This window comes from Bacillus sp. SIMBA_154 (assembly GCF_046536015.1).
Classification (GTDB): domain Bacteria; phylum Bacillota; class Bacilli; order Bacillales; family Bacillaceae; genus Bacillus; species Bacillus pumilus_P.
Map to the genome: position 1 here is coordinate 1 of NZ_JAWJBV010000007.1, position 22,449 is coordinate 22,449.

Sequence of the window (22,449 nt, forward strand, 5' to 3'; positions counted from 1 at the left end):
CCAGTTGGTCCCGTAGGGCCAGTATCTCCGGTTGCGCCAGTTGGTCCAGTAGGGCCGGTATCTCCGGTTGCACCAGTGGCTCCAGTGGCTCCAGTAGGGCCAGTATCTCCGGTTGCGCCAGTTGGTCCAGTAGGGCCGGTATCTCCGGTTGCACCAGTGGCACCAGTAGGGCCAGTATCTCCGGTTGCGCCAGTTGGTCCAGTATCTCCGGTTGCACCAGTAGGACCGGTATCTCCGGTTGCACCAGTGGCACCAGTCGGACCAGTATCACCGGTGGCACCAGTAGGGCCGGTATCTCCGGTTGCACCAGTGGCACCAGTCGGACCAGTATCACCGGTGGCACCAGTAGGGCCAGTATCACCGGTTGCGCCAGTTGGTCCAGTAGGGCCGGTATCTCCTGTTACACCAGTTGGTCCAGTCGGACCAGTATCACCGGTTGCACCAGTGGCTCCAGTAGGACCGGTATCTCCGGTTGCACCAGTGGCACCAGTAACTCCCGTTGGACCAGTATCACCAGTGGCTCCAGTAGGACCAGTAACTCCGGTTGCACCAGTGGCACCAGTAGTAGGACCGGTATCTCCAGTTGCACCAGTAGCGCCAGCAGATCCGGTGGGTCCTGTAGGCCCTGTAGGCCCAGCGGGACCTGGGGGGCCTCTTCGTCCACCCCTTTGAATTGGTTTGGATTGTTTTTCTCCTTTTGCACTGTGACAGGGAGGATTTCCTTGAAGTCTATTTTGTTTCGAAAGTTCTTGTTTGATAAATGGACAGTCTCTTCTTTGAGGACGGTCATGACGTGATCTTTTGTAATGAGGCTGCTCATGATATTTACCGCAAAAGGGACATTTGTGATCGAATTGATTGTACAAATTGCCCATCTCCTAAAATTGATATTTCATTCTATGAGCAAATTTTTAAATCGGAAGTAAAACCTAGAAATTCATCATTTCGAAAATCATCGAATCAAATGATTTAAAAGTTAAACGATTTTATGTTATGGTGTTGAAAGTATGAAACTAGTATGATTTTTGACAGAAATGGGGACATCATTTATGAGTCAATCAGTTTTACAGCGCACTGCATATTCCGTTTTAAATTTATCCTCTGTAACAGAAGGCGGCACCATTAAAGAGTCTTTTGAGCATAGTATGGATCTAGCAAAAAAGGTGGAGAAGTGGGGCTATCATAGATACTGGCTTGCAGAACATCACAATATGGAAGGGGTTGCGAGTTCTGCAACGTCTGTTTTGATTGGATATATTGCGGGAGGAACCGAAAAAATTCGGGTGGGTTCTGGCGGTATTATGCTTCCAAACCACTCATCACTTATCATTGCAGAGCAGTTTGGAACACTTGAGACATTGTATCCGGGGAGAATTGATTTAGGTCTTGGCAGAGCACCGGGAACGGATCAGTTAACGGCAAGAGCTCTCAGACGTAATCTTCATAATGGAGAAGATTTCCCGGAGCAGCTTGAAGAGCTTCGGCAATATTTCAAACCGACCGGTCAGGTCAAAAAACATGTAAGGGCCGTTCCAGGTGAGGGACTGGAGATTCCCATTTGGCTCCTTGGTTCAAGCGGTTTTAGCGCAAGGCTTGCAGGAGAACTTGGGCTGCCATTTGCCTTTGCTGCACATTTTTCACCTAAAAATACAATTCCTGCATTAGAATTGTACAGACAATCATTTAAACCTTCTGATGTGTTAAAAGAGCCTTATGCCATGGTGGGTGTGACGGTTTTTGCTGCTGATCAAACAGAGCGAGCTGAATATTTGGCAACCTCCCATTATCAGCGGTTTTTGAGTCTCATTCGCAATACTCCAGGAAAACTCAAGGCCCCTGTTGACAGTATGGATGGCCTTTGGAGTCCTTATGAAAAAGCGATGGTTGATGAACAATTAAGTTCGACAATGATCGGGGATAAACAAAAGGTGAAAAAAGAATTGGAAGCCTTTATTGAAGCTACTCAAGCAGACGAAGTCATGATTAATTCTGATATGTTTGATCATCAAGAAAGAATGCGCTCTTATGAAATCATCGGAGAGATATTTCAAGAGGAACAAAAATAAGCATCAAAAAGAACTGCACAGAGCAGTTCTTTTTGATTTATGCTTTTATAAAAATGCGAAATGGTTGTCCAACTGGCAGCACAGTACGGCCAAAATGTGTATTGAGGACAACAGCTGCTGAACCATAAAACGAAAGCAGGGAAATGATCAGTTCTGAAACGCCTGCAATAGTATGGGTCACATCGTACATCACACCAAACGAGCTAAGGGAAAGACCGATAAATAAGAAATCAATAAAGACGAAAATCAAAAATAACACTTTATGTGTTTCCATTGCACCGATCGTCATAAACAAGCTGAAAATCAAATAACCAATAAAAGCAAAACCTAGTTGTTTTGGATCCGCAGCTCCCGCAAGCGTTTTCCCAAAAACGCCAGCTTGAATGAGCCAAGTCGTTCCAACGCCCATCCAAAAAAGACCGAATGCGCCAAAGGCAGTGGCACCAAAAGTATTCTGATGCTTTGAATCTTGTATGGACGCAATAAGCTGCGCGATTCCTCCAAGGAAGATAGCCCAAGGTAAAATAAGGGAAGTGCCATCTGTGATTCCTAGTTTTTGTGAGGACGCAACGAGCGTCACCATTGCTAAACCAAACAAACCAAGTGGTGTTGGGTCTGCAATTGATAATCGAATTGCTTGAACATTCTGTTTTTCCATAATGACCTCCTACAATTTGCACTTACAAAAGATACTCGAATTCCACAGAAACGTCAAGCTCTTTTTTAGTAGACACTTGCAACCTCTTCCAAATAAATCTATATTTAATACATATCATATGTAATAGAAAAAGAGGGATAGAATGAGTAAAGGCTTAGCTGGAAAAACGATTGCCATTTGTGGAACGAGAAAAACAGAAGAAATGCGTACACTTGTTGAAAAGCAAGGAGGACAAGCCGTTATTCGCTCTCTTCAAGGAACAGTGTTTTTAGCCAAAGAGGAGTTAAAACCAGGCATCGAAACCTTTGTGAAACAAGGGGCTGACTGGGTGATTTTAACAACAGGCATCGGCACAAATACATTAATTGAGAGTGCAGAAGAACTAACTCTCGGAGAAGCATTTATGAACATTTTATCAAAAGCCCACATCGCTTCAAGAGGGTACAAAACCTTTGCTGCTCTCAAAAAATACGGAATTCAGCCAGATGTTTCGGATGAAGATGGAACCGTTCGTGACCTCATCTCAAAGCTTGAAGACAAAGAGTTTCAAGGCAAACGGGTCATGGTTCAGCTTCACGGCGAAAATGCGCCAGCTCTCATGCAGTTTTTACATGATAAGGGGGCAGATGTTTTGCCGCTATTACCCTATCAGCACACGCCTCCTGAACCAGAGGCTGCTGAAACCTTGCTTCAAGAAATGAAAGGTGGGAAAGTCCATGCCGTCTGTTTTACGACCGCTGTCCAGGTTCATGCCTTTTTTAAACTAGCAGAAGAATGGGGCAGAAAAGAAGAACTGCAAAATCTATTTGAGCAGCAAGTACTGGCAGTGGCTGTCGGAAAAGTAACAGCTGAAGCTTTAAAAGAAGAGGGAATAGACCGCATTCTTGCCCCGTCACTTGAGAGAATGGGTGCAATGATTATGGAATTATCCCAATATATGAAAAAGCAATCGACACCCTCATAGCAAAAACGCCTTTCACAGAATCAGTGGAAGGCGTTTTCGTTAGATTGTCCGTTTTCGATTTGTACGCATTTTTTTTAGCATGAAATACAGAACGATAAGGACGATGGCGATGGCCATAATAGGTGTTGTATAAGTGTGAGCAACGCTTTGAATGTGATCCCACTTTGTCCCGAGCTGCATCCCGAGATAGATAAATAAGATGGACCAAGGGATAGCGGCTAATCCCGTCAAAAGAACAAATTTGAAAAATGGCATCTTGGCAATGCCGGCTGGAATCGAGATGGCATGGCGCACAACAGGGATAAAGCGCGCTGTAAACACCACACCTGTTCCATATCGGTCAAACCATCGCTCTGCAGTGGCAATATGATGCTCATGGATGAATAAATATTTTCCGTACTTTGTTAAAAAAGGTCTTCCGCCGTAAAGACCAATCCAGTAAATAAAGCACTGAGCAAGCGTGCCTCCAATGACCCCAGCAATAACAGCCCCAACAAAACCAATGGTTCCTGTTGATACCATATATCCGCCATAAGCAAGGACAATTTCACTCGGAATAATTTCAATCATGAGTCCAAGTGCAACACCTACGTAACCAAGGCTTGTCAGCCATGTTAAAATTTCATTAAAAAAGGTTCCCATTCATTTCACACTGCCTTTAAATACGATTTTCTTCAAGCATTCTTATAAGAGCCTATGCTTGTTTTGCTTCTCTCATGAGTATGCTTTCTATATATGCTAGCATGGCTGGTCTCATATCATGACGCATTAATCCAATTTCAGTCGCTGCCTTAAAACAGCCAAGCTTATCTCCAACATCAAATCTCAAACCATCTAATCGTCTAGCATAAATGGGTGATTGATGTGCAATCTCTTTCAGAGCGTCTGTCAGCTGTATTTCGTTACCAGCACCTCTGTCGATTCTTTCTAACACAGAAAAAATCGATGGGGTTAAAAGATACCTGCCCATCACGGCTAAATCGGAAGGTGCCTCATGAATGGCTGGCTTTTCCACCAAGTCTGTGACTTCAAACACATGCCCTTCTAATCTAGCTGGTCTTATCATACCATACTTACTGACATCTAGACGATCTACTTGCTGAACACCCATTACCTCTGTTTGTTTGTCTTCATAGACTTCCATGAGCTGAGAGAGGGCGGGCTTGTCTGATACCATCACATCATCACCTAAAAGAACAGCAAAAGGATCATTTCCGGTAAAGTGACGTGCACATAACACTGCATGTCCGAGACCTAGAGGTTCCTTCTGACGAATATAATGAATATTGGCCATATCCGCAATATGCTTGATTTCAGCCAGCTGTTCCTTTTTCCCTTTTTCGAGTAAATTTTGCTCTAGCTCAATGGACCGGTCAAAGTGATCTTCAATCGATTTTTTATTCCTTCCTGTAATAATGAGGATATCTTCAATGCCTGATTGAACTGCCTCTTCGACAATATATTGAATGGCAGGTTTATCGACGATGGGCAGCATTTCCTTCGGCTGTGCTTTAGTCGCTGGTAAAAAACGTGTGCCTAACCCGGCTGCTGGTATAATGGCTTTTTTAATGTTCATTGAATCATCGCTCCATTTCTGATTGTTGATTTTCTGTTTGAAAGACCCAAACGCGGCTTCCAGTAAAAGTGATCATAAGACCAAGAAGGGTGCCGACCAATTTACTGATGAATAATGAGAAATCTGCTAGTTGCATGACATATAAGACGAAGTAGGTAAGAAAACACGCTGCCCCATTGACAGTCATCCATTTGATCCATTCCCACTTGTCAGCTTTCTTTTTCACTTGAAATGTCCATTTTCGATTCCAAAAATAGCTGTTCATCATCCCTGCACTATAGGAAAGGCACTGCGCGAGGAAGGGGGGTACAAAGCAGGCCGTTAGAAAGAAGAAAAAGATGAAGTCAATGAGCGTATTGCCTGCTCCTACAATTGAAAACGCGGCATAGGTTCGAATGTTTTTCCTTGTCATGTGAAGAATGGTCACCTCCTATAAATTGTGTGTATTAATACTGTACAAAAGGGAGTTGACGAATCAGTGAAGAAAAGATGAAAAAAACATGAACAGGCTGTATCCGTTTTTCCAGCAGCTCGTGATATAATTTGTAAGATGAAACGAACTGGTGGTGCACATACATGTATTTAACAATCGCAGAAACAGCTGAATACCTAGAAGTATCAGAAGCGTATATTGAAAAATTAATCCAGCAAAAAAAGATCCGCTACGTATTTGATGGGGAATCTTACCTGATTTATCAAGGGCAGTTTCAAACACATATGAAGCAGCTTGAACAATACAAAGAGCTCGTCCAAGAGATCTTAAATGAACCGATACCTGATGACCCGGATGTAAAAGATGAAGATTAAAAAAAGACTGTCTGAGAAGGGAAGACCCTTTTCACAGTCTTTTTTATTGGCTAACTCCTGTTTGGACAACCTTCATCTGGCATTTGATTTGTACATCCGCATCAGGGTAGATTTCCTGCCATTTCTCAGGTGTCATTGCTTTGTCTTTAGAACGATACCTCAGACCAAGTCCAAGCGGATCTATTTTTTGCCTTTTAAATGACTGAACAAGGTCTTGTCCTTGCTGAGCCACACGCTTCTCAATTTCTTTTTCGACATGCTGCAAGATCGAAGGTGAATCAATTTTTTTGGACTTCATGAATTCTTTTAATTCACCTTTAAGCTTGATGTCAATGGTGATGTGAGGCTTTTTTGTGAGATTTTCAGTTGGTTTGATATGATAGGACGCATGTGATTTGATATTTTCAATGACGACATGGGTCTTCGCCTTATCATTCAATCGAAATTCATAAATGCCGTTTTTATGATTTTCAATCATGGCTTTAAATGCAAACGTTTTTTCTCCAGGGATATGACCTACCATTTTTTCTTGATTAAAAAGTGCGACACCAGAGACTTTGATGGCATTACTTGTTTTTTTGATGTAAGGGAGGTATGCATCAACACCTTTTGCAAGCATCTGGTTCATAAAAATGTGCTGATTGGTGACCGGTTCATTGCCATTTCGCATATTTTGAGCTAACAGGTCTGAAATATACATACCAACATTTAAATTGGTTTGATTCATTTTTGTGTGCAAGACATCTTCAACCTCTCCTTCAACGATTGCAAAAACTTGTCTTGACCCAATAATAGGGTCGCGGTAAATGTAATTCATCAAATCAATCATCCCGACTTCTTTTGCTAGCTTTTCACTAATTAAAATAACAAGCACTTGTCCCATGACAACTGGGAAGGGGGATTTTTCTGAAACGAGAAACTGAATATTACTAATGGTATTTGACTTAGCGCTTAATATTTGATAGTTTCCTTGCTCTTCACTTTTAAAGACTGGGAAGACAAAAAAGCCCTTCATTTCTCCATCTTCCACTAAATCAAATCCTGCCGCCTGAGAGATATTTAATTCATCTAAAAGGCGAGGCTGTGCACAGCTAGTTAAGAAAAGACTAAATAACATGAGACCCACGAGAACATAATGTTTCATGCTCGTTTTTTCACCCACCTTTTTTTCAGCATCAATCCAATAATCATACATACAATCAATCCATATACAAGCATGTATCCGCTGTATTCCACCCATTTGTTAAAGGATTCAAAAGAGGTAGCTCCGACAAAAAACGAAAACATTACCAAAATAAGAACGCTGAGAACAATTAACGTGATACGCTGACTCGTATGAAATACTTGTTTCGCCATTCTGCTGGCTGCCCATAATGGAATGGCGATATTTGGTATAACTAGTAGAAGCCATAGGGACACTTCAATAAATTCAAAGCGCTGGATAAAGGGAAGTTTCACGATGCTAGTTAACGTCAATGTCGGCCATTTCGTGAGTTCAAGCTGAGCACTTGAGTAATACGCAATAGATACGAGAAAAACAAGCAAATTGAGGGATGTGGTCAATAATGCCCCCATATGGGCGAATTTTTGAGACGTTTTTGCATTTTTAATAAAGGGATAATAGACAAGCAGCGTTTCAAAACCAAACATGGATAAAGAGGCATCTTTGACTCCCGCCATGATTTGCGAGAAAGAATGATCAAACATTGGGAACATAAAGCGAATGTGACTATATTTCATGACATAAAAGCAGATAAAGGTCATCCAGTACGTTAGGACAATGCTAAAGTAAGCCCAGCCAGCGATTGTTCTAAAACCGCCAGTATGTATGTAATAGACAAGCAGCAGCAATACAGACGCAAACAAAAGACCGGGGATTTCTTTAAACAGCCACACATGGATCACATCCATATAATGGACGAGAACGGTCAACGACAAAAATGAAAAATAGAAGATATAGAGAATATTGAATAATTGCCCAATCCATTTGCCAAACACGTATTGTGTAATATCACCAAATTCATTAGAAGGGGCCTTGCGAAACATAAAATAAATCAGAAAAATCATCAGATTAACGCTGATGCCGGAAATAAGAATGGCGATCCAGCCATCATTATTCATTGAACGAACAAGATTCGTTTGAAAATTTAAAATGCCGACACCTACTTGATTGGCATTGATGAGAAAAAACACAAAAAAAGGGGAGATTTGAAATTTTTCTTTAACAGAAGAGCCCATACTTTCACTTCCTTATTCGTAAAAATCATTTTTCCCCTTCCGGCCTTGCTTAGGCTTTGGCTGGTGAATGGTTCTATTTTCTCCACGTAAATTATCCGGTCTTTTATTCAAAAAGCGGAGCTGAGGACGAATCAAGCTGCCCTTTAAATCAGCCAGACGAAGTGGATAAATAGGTTCTAGATAAGGCCGGCCAATAGAGGTTAATTTCATTAAATGGGTAAGAAGAAAAGATCCCATCATAGCAATTCCTAATGCACCCCAAATCTGTGCCGAGAAAAGAAAAGGGAATCTCAAAAGCCGAATGGTAGTCCCCATTTTGTATATAGGTGTGACAAAAGAGGCAAGAGCAGACAGGGCGACAATAATGAGTAAGATATTGCTTGTTAAGCCTGCTGCCACCGCAGCCTGCCCGATGACAATCCCTCCAACAATCCCAAGTGTCTGTCCGACCTTTGCTGGCAGGCGAGACCCGGCTTCTCTAAGTAATTCAATGGAAATCTCTAAAAATAATGCTTCGATAATCGGCGGAAATGGGACAAGATAGCGTGAGGCCACAATCGTTTCTAATAAATCCTTAGGAATCAGTTCATAATGAAAGGTTAAAACGGCTACATATAAAGGCGTCGCAAAAATAGAAAATATCACTGCAAATATACGTAATAGCCTAAAGCAGGAGGCGGCAATCCATGACATGTTATAATCTTCCATTGTTGAAAAATACTCAAGTAAAATCGTCGGGGCAAGCAAGACATGAGGCGACCCATCTACCATGATGGCAATTTTTCCTTCCGTAAGACCTGAAGAAACTCGGTCTGGTCTTTCTGTATTTAAGAACAATGGAAAAATCGTATTGGACACATCATAAAGCATTTGAGCCAGATAATTCGCATCTAAAATTTGATCATAATCGACGTCCTCAATTCGCTGAAGAACGGTTTCTATGTTTTGCGGGTTGGCGATTTCTTCGATATATAACACGGCTACTTTTGTTTGAGTAAGGGTGCCAACGGTCTTTTCGGCCACTTTGAGGTCCGGCGTCGGAAGCCGTCGCCTAAGCAAGTTTAAGTTGGTATCCAGAACCTCAACAAACGCTTCCTGTGCACTAATAATGCCAAATTCAATCTCAGGTGGACCCACTTGTCTGCCTTTTTTTTCTTCAATCGGCAAAAGAAGCGTTTTAGCCCAGTCCGTCTCGAGTCGAATGGCAATACTGCCTCGATGAAGGGCTTGTTCCACTTCTTGAAGGTCACTCGTGATCACAGCCTGTTCAATCGGGATGTGTTCTTTTAGCTCCTCCAGAGTGGGTGTCAGATGCAATTGTTTGATGAAGGGCAGAATTTGTTCATGTAGTAGATTTCCATTGATTAAGGATCGAAAAAAAGAAATTCGATAAAGAAAACCTTCACTGCGAGATAACTCATTTGTAAAATCAGAGGAACGCGATAATGCCTCAAATACTGAATTCGGGTCCTTCTGATGTTGTTTGTTTTTTTTCAGCATTTGAACCATCTACTTCCGCAATTTGCATCTATTATCCAACCAATCGTCTGAAGATATGCATGAAAAAAGCGTTCAGCTTTATGAGCTGGACGCTTCTTTTCTATATTGGACGGCTTCTAATAATAAGTCAGCGAGATGAACAGCCCTCATGCTGGGCGAGTGCCCTGAGCGTTTGATCCCTGCCACCATTTGCAATTGACAGCCTGGATTAGATGTGACAATGGCAGCAGCCGTTGTTTGACTTGCTTCCGTCATTTTATGATCTAAAATTTGCATCGACATTTTTGGCTGCAAGATGTTGTAAATTCCTGCCGAGCCGCAGCAGCGATCTGCATCCTTCATTTCTTTGAACGAAACACCATGAATAGCCTTCATGAGCACCCTTGGCGCACTTTGTACACCCATTCCATTCCGTAAATGACAAGAGTCTTGATAGGTGATGACTTGCTCAGGCAAAGCCAAAGGAATGCGGTGATGAAACGCCAGCTCCACTAGAATGTCTGATATATCCATGATTTTCTTTGAGAAGGCTTCACTTCGCTTTTGAAAAGCCGGATCATCGTGAAGCAAATGATCGTAATCACTTAAAAAGGCACCACATCCGCCCGCATTCATGACAATCGCATCTACATCCGTCTCCTCAAAGGCTTCAATATTCTGCTTTGCTAACTGTTTCGCTTGCTCTTTTTCTCCACTATGGCCATGAAGCGCTCCGCAGCACGTCTGAATAGGAGGGACGACAACGTCGCAGCCTGACAGCTGCAGAAGCTGGATCGTCGCTTCATTTGTACTGGAAAAAACCGTGTCCATTAAACAGCCAGAAAAAAATGCTACACGTTTTCTTGCTGGGCTGGTGGCTTTGTATTCATTCAAACGGCTTTTCTTTTGACGCGGCACCTTTGGGAGTGCCTGTTCCATCAGCTGTAAATGCGAAGGAAGCACCTTCAGCATGCCAGTCTTACGGGCAGCAGTTTGCAGACCAGATGTTTGATAAAATCGAAGAAGACCTGCAGCTTGCCGCATACGGCTTTGTGAAGGGAAAAGACCTTTAAAAACAGCATGCCTCATCAATTTAACAGGAAACGATTGTTTTTTATGCTGCTGAATGATGTCTCTTGCATCTTCAAGTAATCGCCCATACTTGACGCCAGAAGGGCAGACCGGTTCACATGCACGGCAGCCAAGACAAAGATTAAGTGAATGTTCGACATCTTCATCTGGTTCAATCACACCGTCTCTTACCGCCTTCATTAAAGCAATTCGGCCGCGGGGAGAGTGCGTTTCTTGTTGTCCGGATTCAATATAGGTAGGGCAGGAAGGGAGGCAGAAGCCGCAGCGCATACAATTGAGCAGCTCCTTTTCATCCATTTGCTGCTGGAATTTTTGCTGAATCTCTTTTTGTTTAGAGGAATTCATGAGACCACCACCCGCTTTCTTGCAGTCCCAAACACTTTATCAGGGTTCATGATATTTGCAGGGTCAAGTGCCTGTTTAATCGCTCTCATTGCCGCGATTCCTTCTTTTTTGACCTTTAGCTCCAAATAAGGAGCTTTCATGAGACCAACGCCATGTTCTCCGGTAATGGTGCCGCCAAGTGAGACCGCTTTTTCAAAAATGGCTTGAAAGGCTTCTTCCACACGTTCCATTTCTTCTTTGTTTCTTGCATCTGCTGCACAAGTGGGGTGTAAGTTTCCATCACCTGCATGCCCAAACGTACAAATTTTCACCTGATACTCTCGCGCAATTTCTTCGATCGCACGCACCATGTTGGCAATTTCAGAACGAGGTACTGTGGCATCTTCTAAAATCGTTGTGGGGCTTAACCGGGCAAGGGCAGATAAAGCAGAGCGTCTCGCCGTTAAGAGCGCACTTGCCTCTTCTTCAGAATGTGCGATATTGACGCTTTTTGCACCGTGCTTCTGACAAACTTCTGCGATTGTTTGCATATCACGGGAAACCGCCTCAGGATTGCCGTCCTGTTCGATTAATAGCACCGCTTGAACGTCAGTAGGCAGACCAATTTTCGCAAAATCTTCAACGACTTCAAGAGTTGGCTGATCCATAAATTCTAATGTGGCGGGGATGATCCGCTCTGCAATAATGGCCGAGACAGAAGTAGCGGCTTCCTCTAGGCTTTCGTATAAGCAAAGCATCGTTTGTTTTGTTTCTGGAAGCGGCAAGAGCTTCAGCGTTGCTTCTGTGACAATCCCTAGCGTTCCTTCTGAACCAACGAATAAACGGGTCATATCATATCCAGCCACGTCCTTTGCGAGCTTGCCGCCTGTTTTGATGATGTCACCGTTTGGCAGAACCACTTCAAGACCAAGGACATAATCTCTTGTCACACCATACTTTAAGCCTCTTAGACCACCTGAATTTTCATTAATATTTCCGCCTAATGTGGAGATTTTCATAGAGCTTGGATCAGGTGGATAGAAGAGACCTCTTTCCTCTACTTGGCGAATGAGCTCCTGCGTAATCAAGCCAGGCTGCACCGTTGCGGTGAGGTTTTCTTCGTCTATTTCTAATAATTGGTTCATTCTTGTAAACAGCATCACAAGGCCGCCTTTTGCGGGACAAGTTCCTGCGCAAAGATTGGTTCCTGATCCTCTTGGCACGATCGGCACGTTGTATAAGGTGCAAAGCTGGACTATTTGCTTTACTTCCTCGGCTGTGTGAGGACTCACGATGGCATCTGGCATATGCTGAAAATTCGGTGTCGCATCATAAGAGTAGGCAAGACGATCCGCCTTGCTGTCTTGTACATAAGACGCACCGACAACCTTTTTTAATTGATTTGAAAATTCAGAATCTAACATGTACATGCACTCCCACTGATTTGACGTATCATTTCTTCCAGTATAAAAAAAGAACCGCATCATGCCTATGGACGATTCTACAAAATATCGGACTGTTTTTTTGATTTTTTTGTATCATGATCTAACAGCATCAATGCTAAATAAAAGAGCATCGCATCTTGCATGCGCTTTGGATCAAGTGTCGTTAAATCTTGGATGCGTTTTAACCTGTAATGCAGCGTATTAATATGTACATGCATCGCTCCAGCTGTATATTTCAATGAGTAATCCGATGTCATGAGTACCCGCAATGTTTTCACCAGCTCAGGATAGGGGAGAAGGGGCGCAATCGTTCGATCAAGGAACACTTCTTTCGTTTCCTGACTAACTTCCTCGATAAAAAGCTCAAGCGTCAAATCTTCATCAAACACAATCGGTGTATCAGCATGCGCCAATTTTAATGCACGAAAGGCTTGATGAAAGGATTGCTTCATCAAATGAGAAGCTGCTGGTTTCCCCGCACCAATCAATATCTTCGAGGTGGACAGCGCTGAGAGCGAGGCATGCATGTGAAAAAGGCGCTGCTGCAAAGCGTCACGATCTTCCGCAGTTGTTTGCAGCATGAGCAAAAAACGCGCATGTCCCCAGCGCACGATGATCTCCTGCTTGGTGAGATGCAGCACAGCCTTCATCGCTTTGTATTGATCCTGTTTCATAAATGATTCATCCTGACAATCGATCAGGACAACCGCACGCTGCTTTTGAACATCAAGCTGAAGCCGCTTCGCCTTTTCAGTGATATCAATGGATGTCTCCGGCAGATGAAGCCAGTCGAATACAAACGCTTCTAGCTGCCGTTCATCTGTTTCAGACTCTTGAAAAAATTCATGTTCTTGTATGAGCAGCTCTGTCATTTTTCGTAATATTTCGCCAAAAGGGGACACATGTACAGGGTCTCCTGTCATCCCAATTACACCAATGACCTCTTGCTCAAAGTAAATAGGCAGATTGATGCCAGCTTTGACGCCTTTCATATGCTGTTCATCATTCTTTGTGAGGATTCGTTTCTGCCCTTCCAAGGACGTAACATATGCCCCTTCATGAAATTGACCAATGCGCGCTGGATCTGTTGCCGCAATGATGGTACCGTTTGTTTGTGCGATGATGACTTCCTCAGTCAGCACTTTTTTGACCTCGTCTACGATTTTTTCTGCCAGTGTCATTGTGAGCAAAACGTACCCCTCCGAGATGTTTCTTTTTACACTATGATACCATCATCTACTGGGACATATCTTTCTTTTCGTGTGTTATGCTAAAATAATAAACGCAAATGAAGTAGATGAAAGGAGACATAGCCATGTCATTGCAAAATCGCTTACAAGATTTATTGAAAGAAGGGCAGGCGCTGACAGACTTTGAATATGACGAAGCGGCGCGTCACAATTGGGCGTTAGAAGGTGCAAGAATAAAGGAAGAAGCACGCTTTGGCGATGTATATATAGAGCGTGTGGACAAGGAATCAGAGGATTTGATTCAAACGGAAGCCTCCTCATTTTTAAACACACCGCTTACATATGTAAAAACACAACAAAAAGAATTCATTTATATCGAATCGAAGTGGTTTGATGTGGTGAAAGTCGATGGATTAGCCATTGAATGGGACGAAGTGTTTCAAACGTATACCGTGTTATTCGGATTAAAACGTCCTAAAAAAGACACAGGCATTCTAAAGGAAATGCTGTCGCAATTAAATGGTGCTCAGCTTCAATTTAATGGACAAGATGGCTTATTTGATGTGAATTTACAGCTTCTTGAGCTTGAGGACATCCAAGAAGATACGTCTTTCATCGACGTCATCTCGGCAGTGTACCGATTTTTATTCCACTTCATTATACAGCTTGAGATGAACGAATCAAAAAACGGCTCAAATTCCTGAGCCGTTTTTTTTAGCAGCCTTTCTTTTCTCCGTTTTGGACCGTAGAAAGCTGTTACTAGCCTTCGTGTCTCCTAAGTTGCTGAAGGCGTGACAAACCGCACATCATGCTCTTTTCCATATTGAAGATAATCTTCATTTGGCTGCTTATTGGTCACGACGACATCAATATCTTGTAAATCACAAAACGTGGTCAGTGCATAATGATCGAATTTACTGTCATCGACTAATAAAAACGTTTTTGCACTTTTTTGAACGAGTGTTTTTTTAATATCCGTTTCAAGCGGGGAAGAATTCGTGACCCCGTGATCAATGGATAAACCAGTTGACGCAATAAATGCTTTATTGACATTATATGCTTTTAGACGTTCTACACTTTGATAGCCAACGAAAGAATTCGTTTTTCGCTCAAGCATCCCGCCAGTCGAAAAGATGGTGAGATTCTCAAAAGGCATCGCCTGTGTAATGAAATCTACGTTATTTGTCACAACGGTCACCTGTTTTTCCGTCAAATACGGAAGCATCTCGAGCGTCGTCGTACCAGAATCAACAAAGATCATATCGCCATTTTCGACAAAAGCGGCGGCGGTCTGACCGATCAATTGTTTTTTACTCAGCTGACGTGTCTTACGCTCTTGATACACCACTAACGTTGAGTGGTTCACAGCCACACCGCCATATACTTTCTTTAGTACGCCGGATTCAACCAATGTTTGAACATCCCGGCGTATCGTGTTTTTGGAGACGCCAAAATGCGCCACTAGCTCATCAAGTGAGGCAGATTCCTGGTCAAACACGTACTCTTTGATTTGCTGGATCCGTTTTGTTTTTATCATGCTACAATCTCCAATCAATCCGAATGTCTTTTTTTCATTATACCAATAATTCCTCTTACATGATGATCCGTCATCTGCTTCTCTTTTCTCCTTTTCTATAAAAGCGTATGATAGAGAAAGGAATGATGAAGGAAAGGACTTTAACTTCTATGAATCAGTCAAACAACCCATTTTCAAAGCTTGCAAATTTTAGAGAAGTAGGGGGACTTCAAACAACAGACGAGATGGTGATCAAGCCGGGAATGCTTTATCGATCCGCAGATTTATCCCGTCTGACAAAACACGATATCGCGATGTTCTCGAAGCTTGGGATTCAAACCGTTTGTGACCTCCGTACAACCTCAGAACGTAAATCACATCCACCAAAGATCAAGGAACACGACAAAATCGTCCATATCCCTATGCAGCCTGACAGTATGATGCCTAGTAAATGGACCATGTTTCGTATGCTGGTAGCAGAAGCAAAGTCTCTATCATTTACGCCGATCATGAAAGATTTATATCAAAGTATGCTCACCGAACGAAAAAAAGAGATTCAGCAGTTGTTCACATTACTGTCAGATGAAAAAAATTATCCGCTGATGCTTCACTGTACGAGCGGAAAGGACCGTACGGGTTTTTTATCTGCCCTTATTCAATTAGCTGCCGGTGTACCGGTACATATCGTTTTAAGTGAATACATGCGTTCAAATGAAGGAGTGCAAATGCTTGTCAAAAGGCAGGAACGATTTGTCCGAATGATGAGTTTATACCGGGTATCAAAAAAGCAAATTCAGCCGCTGCTTGGTGTGCAGCAAGATTATCTTGAAGATGTGCTAAACGAGATGATGGATACATACGGGAGTGCAGAGCGGTATTTAATCGAAGCCTGCGAAGTACCTGAAGCTCAGCTCAAAGCAATGAAAAACATCCTGCTTACACCATCTGCTGGCATTCCATCACAAATCGCAGAATAAACTTGATATGAGGTGATGCAAAACATGCTGAAAAAGATCAGTATGATGTTTCTGACAATGACTTTGATGTTTATATTCTTATTGATTCCATCTAGCAGTCTAGCTCGTCCAATGCCAAAAGGGAAGCTTGAAAGCAGCAGAGAGATGCGTGCGGTTTGGGTCGCATCGGTTTATAACTTGGATTGGCCTTCAAAGAAAGGACTGTCTGCCGCAGACCAGAAACAAGAGTTCATCCATCTGTTAGATGAGATTAAAGCGATGAATATGAACGCCATCATCATGCAAATTAAACCAACAGCAGATGCCTTTTACCCTTCGGCATTCGGACCGTGGTCAGAATATTTGACCGGGACGCAAGGGAAAGATCCTGGATATGACCCGCTTCAATTCATGATAGAAGAAGCACATAAACGCGGCCTGGAATTTCATGCTTGGTTTAACCCTTATCGAATCACAATGAATCATACAGACCTCAGCCGATTATCAGCCGATCACCCAGCAAGAAAACATCCTGATTGGACTCTTGCTTATGGAAATCAGCTTTATTACAATCCAGGCATTCCTGATGCTCAGGACTTCATTGTAGGCGGCATAGAAGAAGTAGTGAAAATCTATGATATTGATGCGGTGCATATGGATGATTATTTTTACCCGAATAAAATTGCTGGTGTGCCATTTCCAGATCAAGAAACATATGAAACATATGGAAAAAAATCATTCCCGCATATAGAAGATTGGCGAAGAGATAATGTGAACCAATTGGTGCAGCAAATCAACGAAACCATTAAGAAAGAAAAGCCGTATGTGAAATTTGGCATTAGCCCGTTTGGTGTATGGCGCAATATAAAAGATGATCCAACTGGTTCAAACACCACAGCGGGGATGACCAATTATGATGATTTGTATGCTGATACAAGAGAGTGGATTCAGCAGCACAATATCGACTATGTCACCCCGCAAATTTACTGGAGCATCGGCTTTCAGGCAGCCGCCTATGATGTGCTGACGAAATGGTGGTCAAATGAAGTGAAGGGAGAGCCCGTTCACCTATACATTGGTCAGGCGACTTATAAAATCAATCAGAACAGTGATCCCGCTTGGTCTGATCCCGAGGAATATTTTCGCCAAATCGAGCTGAACAGGGAGTCTCCACTCGTGCAGGGAAGCATGCATTTTAGTCTAAAGGATATCAATCGTAACCCTTTGAATGTAAAGGATCGATTAATAGAGGAGACATATAGCAAACCGGCTCTCATTCCAGAAATGCCGTGGCTTCATCAGAAAGCTCCAAAAAAACCAATCATCCAATCTGTGAAAAAGACAGCAGATGGCGCGGCTTTACAGATCAAAAATGACCCACATTCTACTGCATCCTATTATGCGGTCTATCGATTGACGAATAAAGGGACGTATGAATTACTGCAAACGGTCAGAAAAGAAAAAGGCACGATGACACCTGTCAAAGACCTTTCAGTGAAGCAGAAGAAGAGTGCTACCTACAAAGTAACGGCTCTTAATCGCCTTCATCATGAAAGTAAGCCTTCTACAAAAACAGTAAAATAACGAAAAAAAGCATGAATGAGAACTTTCTTTCATTTATGCTTTTTTCATTTCCTCTTTTTTTCTACTAATCTTATTTTAATTTTCTGAATTCAATCAAGCTTGGCATGAAGCAGCTACTTGATTAATAAATATGATAGAGAAGAGACAAAGGGGGAAGCAAGATGGACTTTGAATTAACGAAAGAACAACAAATGATCCGTCAGATGGTCAAAGAATTCGCAAAAGCAGAAATTGCACCGCTCGCTCAAACGATTGATGAACAGGCAGTATTTCCTGTCAAAACATTTCAAAAAATGGGGGAGCTAGGCTTTATGGGCATACCCTTTCCAGAAAAATATGGAGGCTCGGGTGGAGATACGATATCGTATGCACTGGCTGTAGAAGAAATCGGAAAACAGTGTGCCAGTACAGGTCTTAGCTATGCCGCTGCTGTCTCCTTAGGTGCAAGCCCGCTTTATTATTTCGGTACAGAGGAGCAAAAGATGGATCACCTTGTCCCGCTAGCATCTGGAACAGCACTCGGTTCCTTCGGATTAACAGAACCAAACGCAGGTTCAGATGCAAAAGGAACGAAAACAAAAGCGATCAAAGACGGACAAGAATACATCATCAGCGGGGAGAAGTGCTGGATCACAAATGCCAATTTTGCCAGAACCATTATCGTCACCGCTGTTACGGATCATGATGAGCACGGCCGCCCGGTCATCTCAGCCTTCATTGTTGAGAAAGGACAAAAAGGGCTATCAATTACAAATCCATATGACAAAATGGGGGTGCGCGGATCAGATACGGCTGAAATCATTTTAAACGAAGTGCGCGTACCAGCGCATCATATATTAGGAGACCCAAACAAAGGATTCAAGCAGTTTTTATATACATTAGACGGAGGACGAATTTCGATTGCCGCCCTTTCTGTTGGAATCGCGCAAGCGGCACTTGACGCCTCGCTTTCCTATGCAAAAGAAAGAAAGCAATTTGGTCAGACCCTCTCATCCTTTCAAGCCATTCAGTTTAAGCTGGCGGATATGGCGATGCAAATAGAGCTCGCAAGACAAATGGTATGGAAAGCCGCTTGGCTGAAAGATAACGGCAAGCCGTTTACAAAGGAAGCAGCCTATGCCAAGCTTTTCGCTTCTGAAATGGCGACAAAAGCAAGTCTTGATGCAGTCCAAATTCACGGCGGAACAGGCTACATGAAAGAATGCGGTGTTGAACGACTCGTGAGAGATGCCAAGCTGATGGAAATCGGAGAAGGGACATCTGAAATTCAGCGGCTCGTCATCGCAAGACAACTGTTAGCGTAACACCGCAATGAAAACGCTTACTATTTGTGAGGGAGGAAAGCAATGATGTCGATTCAGCCACAGACGATCGGCTCCCTATTAAGAGAAAAAAAGGAGCAGCACCCAGAACATGAAGCCATTGTTTATCCAGAACGTTCTTTACGTTATTCATACGAAGCGTTTTATAGAGAGGTCAAGGAAACAGGTAAAGGTCTAATGGCAATAGGGGTTCAAAAGGGGGATCATCTCGCCATCATGGCACCAAATGTACCTGAATGGCTCATTCTGCAATTCGCCTGCGCCTCCATTGGAGCTGTTCTTGTCACCGTGAATACGAATTTTCAATCACAGGAACTCGCTTATTTACTAAAGCACTCTGATAGTAAAATGCTGTTTATCGTAGACGGGGTCAAAGAGACATCCTATGTCAGAATGATTGAAGAGCTGATCCCGGAGCTTCAAACAGCTCATCAAGATGAGATCACATCCGCATCATTTCCTTATTTAAAAAGATGCGTATATATTGGCCAGCACGTACCAAACGGCATGCGCAGCTGGGACAGTATTCAAGTTGCTGCCAAAAGAACCGCAGATCATGAATGGGAGAAACGAATGGATGCGCTGCTGCCTGATGATGTGATAAATATGCAATATACCTCGGGCACAACCGGCTACCCAAAAGGAGTCATGCTCAGCCATACCAACATCGTCTGCAATGCCAGCCAAATCGCAGATTGCATGAAGCTCACCCAACAAGACCGAATGTGTATCCCAGTACCCTTCTTTCATTGCTTTGGCTCTGTGCTTGGCGTGCTTGCTTGTCTGACAAAAGGAGGAACGATCATCCCAGTTGAATCTTTCCATCCAGAGCGTGTGCTGCAAACAGTTGAAATAGAAAAGTGTACCGTTCTTCACGGCGTCCCGACGATGTTCATCGCAGAGCTGGATCATCCGAATTTTCTCCATTACGATCTGTCCACATTACGAACGGGTATTATGGCCGGCTCACTTTGCCCATCCCATGTGATGAAGGCAGTCATTGAAAAAATGGGAATGAGGGAGCTCACGATTGCCTATGGTCAGACCGAAAGCTCTCCTGTCATTACCCAAACAAGAACCGATGATTCATTTGAAAGACGGGTTCAAACGGTCGGTCGGTCGCTTCCTCACATCGAAGTGAAAATCGCCAGACCAGGCACGTCGAGTGAGGTGCCAAGAGGAGAGCAGGGGGAACTGTGTACAAGAGGCTATCATGTCATGAAAGGCTACTATAAAAATGAAGAAGCAACAAATGAAGTCATTGATAAGGACGGGTGGCTTCATACGGGGGATTTAGCTGAGATGGATCATGACGGCTATGTGAAAATCACAGGCCGCCTGAAAGATATGATCATCAGAGGCGGAGAGAATGTGTATCCAAAAGAGATTGAGGACGTTCTTTACACTCATCCGGCCATTCTTGACGCACAGGTCGTTGGCATTCCTGACGAGACATACGGAGAAGAAGCAGCCGCATTCATTCGGCTCAAACAAGGGAGTACGGTCACGATTGAGACATTAACCAGCTATTGTCAGTCCCAAATGGCACGCTACAAAATCCCGAAATACTTTTTCATTACAGATGAGTATCCAATGACCGCCTCAGGAAAGATTCAAAAATTTCGACTGAAAAAGCAGGCGCTTGATCTAATAAAGGAGTGAAGTCAGAGATGTTTCAACAAGTACTGATCGCCAATCGAGGCGAAATAGCTCGTAGAATTATTCGGACCTGTAAACGGCTCGGGATCAAAACAGTCGCCGTTTATTCAGAGGCAGATCAGCATGCACTTCATGTGCAAGAAGCAGATAGCGCATTTCCGATCGGAGGCGCAAAAGTATCTGAAAGCTATTTAAATGTGGAGGCAATCATCAAGGTTGCCAAACAAACAAATACAGATGCCATCCATCCTGGATATGGTCTTTTATCAGAAAACGCCGCTTTTGCTGAGCGCTGCCGCAACGAAGGAATGGCCTTTATTGGACCATCTGCACACGTCATCCAGCAAATGGGGAATAAAATTGAAGCGAGAAAAACGATGGAACAGGCGGGCATCCCAATCGTTCCGGGAGTTTCAGCTCCACTGCATGACGCAGATGAAGGGGTCAGTAAAGCGCAGTCACTCGGTTATCCGGTCATGCTAAAGGCATCAAGCGGAGGCGGCGGGATTGGCATGCAGCTCGTTCGAAATGACGAGGAGCTGTACAGAGCGTTTGAAGGAAATCAAAAAAGGGCGCAAAGCTTTTTCAATGATGGTACTTTGTATATGGAAAAGGTGATTGAACACGCGCGGCACATTGAAATTCAAGTCCTCTTTGATTCCTTCGGCCACGGGGTTCACTTATTTGAACGAGACTGCTCACTCCAGAGAAGACACCAGAAAATTATTGAAGAAGCACCAGCCGCCTGTCTCGATGACTCAGTGAGACTTCAAATGGGGCAAATGGCCGTCAAAGCAGCCAAAGCGATTGGCTATGAAAATGCAGGAACGATTGAATGTTTAGTCGATCAAAATCAACAATTTTATTTCCTAGAAATGAACACGAGATTGCAAGTAGAGCACCCTGTCACTGAAGAAATCACAGGAATTGACCTTGTCGAGGAGCAGCTGAAAATCGCTGCATCAGAGCCGATTTCCTTCAATCAGGAGGATATTCATCAAATCGGGCATGCCATCGAAGTCCGAATCTATGCTGAAGATCCAGTCACATTTTATCCATCACCAGGTACAATCACTACACTTTCTGCACCAGCCGCCCCGTATATACGCCATGAGTCAAGTGTGACAAGCGGGAGCGTCATTACCCCATTTTACGATCCAATGATTGCAAAAATGATTGTTTACGGTGATACAAGAAAACTAGCAATAGAACGATTAAAAGCAGCATTACAAGCATATGAAATAGGAGGGATCAAAACGAATTTACCACTTTTAAGGGAAATGGCCGGATCATCTGCGTTCTTACATGGAAGGATCACAACCGATTTTCTGATGAAAAAAAGGGAGGAAAACCGTTCATGAAAACCGTCACGATACAAATGGCCGGGAACTTATGGAAGCTTCTTGTGACACAAGGTGATGAAGTGCAAAAAGGACAGGAAGTCGCCATCTTAGAATCGATGAAAATGGAGATTCCGATCGTTGCAGAAGAGGAAGGTGTGATCAGCAAAGTGTATAAGGCAGAGGGTGAATTTGTCGATGAGGGAGAGGTGCTACTGGAGCTGACAGAATAG

The 22,449-nt window shown here is 43.2% G+C and carries 22 protein-coding genes; 10 read left to right on the plus strand and 12 right to left on the minus strand.

Annotated elements, in window-relative coordinates:
- Positions 1–866: collagen-like domain-containing protein (locus R0K30_RS11450; protein WP_486304017.1), on the minus strand; the 866-nt coding region annotated here is incomplete at its 3' end.
- Between the two features lie 183 nt (positions 867–1,049).
- On the opposite strand from R0K30_RS11450, the gene R0K30_RS11455 reads away from it, so the two are divergent.
- A complete protein-coding gene (locus R0K30_RS11455) occupies positions 1,050–2,066 on the plus strand; it encodes an LLM class flavin-dependent oxidoreductase (protein WP_099727848.1) in 1,017 nt (338 codons plus the stop codon).
- A 37-nt stretch (positions 2,067–2,103) separates the two neighbouring features.
- Here R0K30_RS11455 and R0K30_RS11460 read toward each other — a convergent pair whose 3' ends face one another.
- Positions 2,104–2,724 (minus strand): acetate uptake transporter, encoded by a 621-nt coding sequence (locus R0K30_RS11460; RefSeq protein WP_099727847.1) that lies wholly within the window; start codon positions 2,722–2,724, stop codon positions 2,104–2,106.
- Between the two features lie 142 nt (positions 2,725–2,866).
- Here R0K30_RS11460 and R0K30_RS11465 point away from each other — a divergent pair, with 142 nt between their 5' ends.
- Positions 2,867–3,688 carry a uroporphyrinogen-III synthase gene (locus R0K30_RS11465; protein WP_410610764.1) on the plus strand — a complete coding sequence of 274 codons (822 nt, stop codon included), beginning with the start codon at positions 2,867–2,869 and terminating at the stop codon, positions 3,686–3,688.
- Between the two features lie 39 nt (positions 3,689–3,727).
- Here R0K30_RS11465 and uptA read toward each other — a convergent pair whose 3' ends face one another.
- From uptA to R0K30_RS11480, 3 genes are read right to left on the minus strand one after another with little or no spacing between them, the layout of a single operon-like run.
- Positions 3,728–4,330, minus strand: a complete 603-nt coding sequence (gene uptA / locus R0K30_RS11470) for an undecaprenyl phosphate transporter UptA (RefSeq protein ID WP_099727845.1) — start codon at positions 4,328–4,330, stop codon at positions 3,728–3,730.
- A gap of 52 nt (positions 4,331–4,382) precedes the next feature.
- A complete protein-coding gene (gene galU / locus R0K30_RS11475; protein ID WP_099727844.1) occupies positions 4,383–5,264 on the minus strand; it encodes a UTP--glucose-1-phosphate uridylyltransferase GalU in 882 nt (293 codons plus the stop codon).
- A 4-nt stretch (positions 5,265–5,268) separates the two neighbouring features.
- A complete protein-coding gene (locus R0K30_RS11480) occupies positions 5,269–5,676 on the minus strand; it encodes a GtrA family protein (protein ID WP_230030253.1) in 408 nt (135 codons plus the stop codon).
- Between the two features lie 164 nt (positions 5,677–5,840).
- On the opposite strand from R0K30_RS11480, the gene R0K30_RS11485 reads away from it, so the two are divergent.
- Positions 5,841–6,071, plus strand: a complete 231-nt coding sequence (locus R0K30_RS11485; RefSeq protein WP_099727842.1) for an excisionase family DNA-binding protein — start codon at positions 5,841–5,843, stop codon at positions 6,069–6,071.
- A 43-nt stretch (positions 6,072–6,114) separates the two neighbouring features.
- On the opposite strand, the gene R0K30_RS11490 is transcribed toward R0K30_RS11485, so the two are convergent.
- From R0K30_RS11490 to R0K30_RS11515, 6 genes are all read right to left on the minus strand, one after another.
- Positions 6,115–7,215 carry a Ger(x)C family spore germination protein gene (locus R0K30_RS11490; protein WP_230030252.1) on the minus strand — a complete coding sequence of 367 codons (1,101 nt, stop codon included), beginning with the start codon at positions 7,213–7,215 and terminating at the stop codon, positions 6,115–6,117.
- Entirely contained in the window at positions 7,212–8,309 is a 1,098-nt protein-coding gene (locus R0K30_RS11495) for a GerAB/ArcD/ProY family transporter (protein WP_099727840.1), read from the minus strand. Before R0K30_RS11495 ends, R0K30_RS11490 begins: the two co-directional genes overlap by 4 nt.
- A 12-nt stretch (positions 8,310–8,321) precedes the next feature.
- Positions 8,322–9,809, minus strand: coding sequence for a spore germination protein (locus R0K30_RS11500; RefSeq protein ID WP_249705533.1), 1,488 nt, complete (start codon positions 9,807–9,809; stop codon positions 8,322–8,324).
- Between the two features lie 78 nt (positions 9,810–9,887).
- On the minus strand, positions 9,888–11,225 hold the full coding sequence (locus R0K30_RS11505) for a (Fe-S)-binding protein (protein WP_410610769.1): 1,338 nt from the start codon (positions 11,223–11,225) through the stop codon (positions 9,888–9,890).
- A complete protein-coding gene (gene glcD, locus R0K30_RS11510; RefSeq protein ID WP_327925202.1) occupies positions 11,222–12,628 on the minus strand; it encodes a glycolate oxidase subunit GlcD in 1,407 nt (468 codons plus the stop codon). Before glcD ends, R0K30_RS11505 begins: the two co-directional genes overlap by 4 nt.
- A gap of 77 nt (positions 12,629–12,705) precedes the next feature.
- Positions 12,706–13,839, minus strand: coding sequence for a CdaR family transcriptional regulator (locus R0K30_RS11515; protein WP_099727836.1), 1,134 nt, complete (start codon positions 13,837–13,839; stop codon positions 12,706–12,708).
- A gap of 125 nt (positions 13,840–13,964) precedes the next feature.
- Here R0K30_RS11515 and R0K30_RS11520 point away from each other — a divergent pair, with 125 nt between their 5' ends.
- Positions 13,965–14,543, plus strand: a complete 579-nt coding sequence (locus tag R0K30_RS11520; RefSeq protein WP_099727835.1) for a branched-chain amino acid aminotransferase — start codon at positions 13,965–13,967, stop codon at positions 14,541–14,543.
- Between the two features lie 71 nt (positions 14,544–14,614).
- Here R0K30_RS11520 and R0K30_RS11525 read toward each other — a convergent pair whose 3' ends face one another.
- Positions 14,615–15,376, minus strand: coding sequence for a DeoR/GlpR family DNA-binding transcription regulator (locus tag R0K30_RS11525; RefSeq protein WP_410610772.1), 762 nt, complete (start codon positions 15,374–15,376; stop codon positions 14,615–14,617).
- A 149-nt stretch (positions 15,377–15,525) separates the two neighbouring features.
- On the opposite strand from R0K30_RS11525, the gene R0K30_RS11530 reads away from it, so the two are divergent.
- The 6 genes from R0K30_RS11530 (at position 15,526) to R0K30_RS11555 (ending at position 22,449) form a co-directional block, all read left to right on the plus strand.
- Positions 15,526–16,332: a tyrosine-protein phosphatase gene (locus tag R0K30_RS11530; protein WP_099727908.1), complete on the plus strand. Its 807-nt coding sequence runs from the start codon at positions 15,526–15,528 to the stop codon at positions 16,330–16,332.
- Between the two features lie 24 nt (positions 16,333–16,356).
- Entirely contained in the window at positions 16,357–17,895 is a 1,539-nt protein-coding gene (locus R0K30_RS11535) for a glycoside hydrolase family 10-like protein (RefSeq protein WP_410610775.1), read from the plus strand.
- 161 nt (positions 17,896–18,056) lie between these two features.
- On the plus strand, positions 18,057–19,199 hold the full coding sequence (locus tag R0K30_RS11540; RefSeq protein WP_230030248.1) for an acyl-CoA dehydrogenase family protein: 1,143 nt from the start codon (positions 18,057–18,059) through the stop codon (positions 19,197–19,199).
- Positions 19,200–19,241: 42 nt separating this feature from the next.
- On the plus strand, positions 19,242–20,879 hold the full coding sequence (locus R0K30_RS11545) for an AMP-binding protein (RefSeq protein WP_410610777.1): 1,638 nt from the start codon (positions 19,242–19,244) through the stop codon (positions 20,877–20,879).
- 8 nt (positions 20,880–20,887) lie between these two features.
- Positions 20,888–22,237 (plus strand): acetyl-CoA carboxylase biotin carboxylase subunit, encoded by a 1,350-nt coding sequence (locus R0K30_RS11550; RefSeq protein WP_099727830.1) that lies wholly within the window; start codon positions 20,888–20,890, stop codon positions 22,235–22,237.
- Entirely contained in the window at positions 22,234–22,449 is a 216-nt protein-coding gene (locus R0K30_RS11555; RefSeq protein WP_410610780.1) for an acetyl-CoA carboxylase biotin carboxyl carrier protein subunit, read from the plus strand. The genes R0K30_RS11550 and R0K30_RS11555 overlap by 4 nt, the downstream gene beginning before the upstream one ends.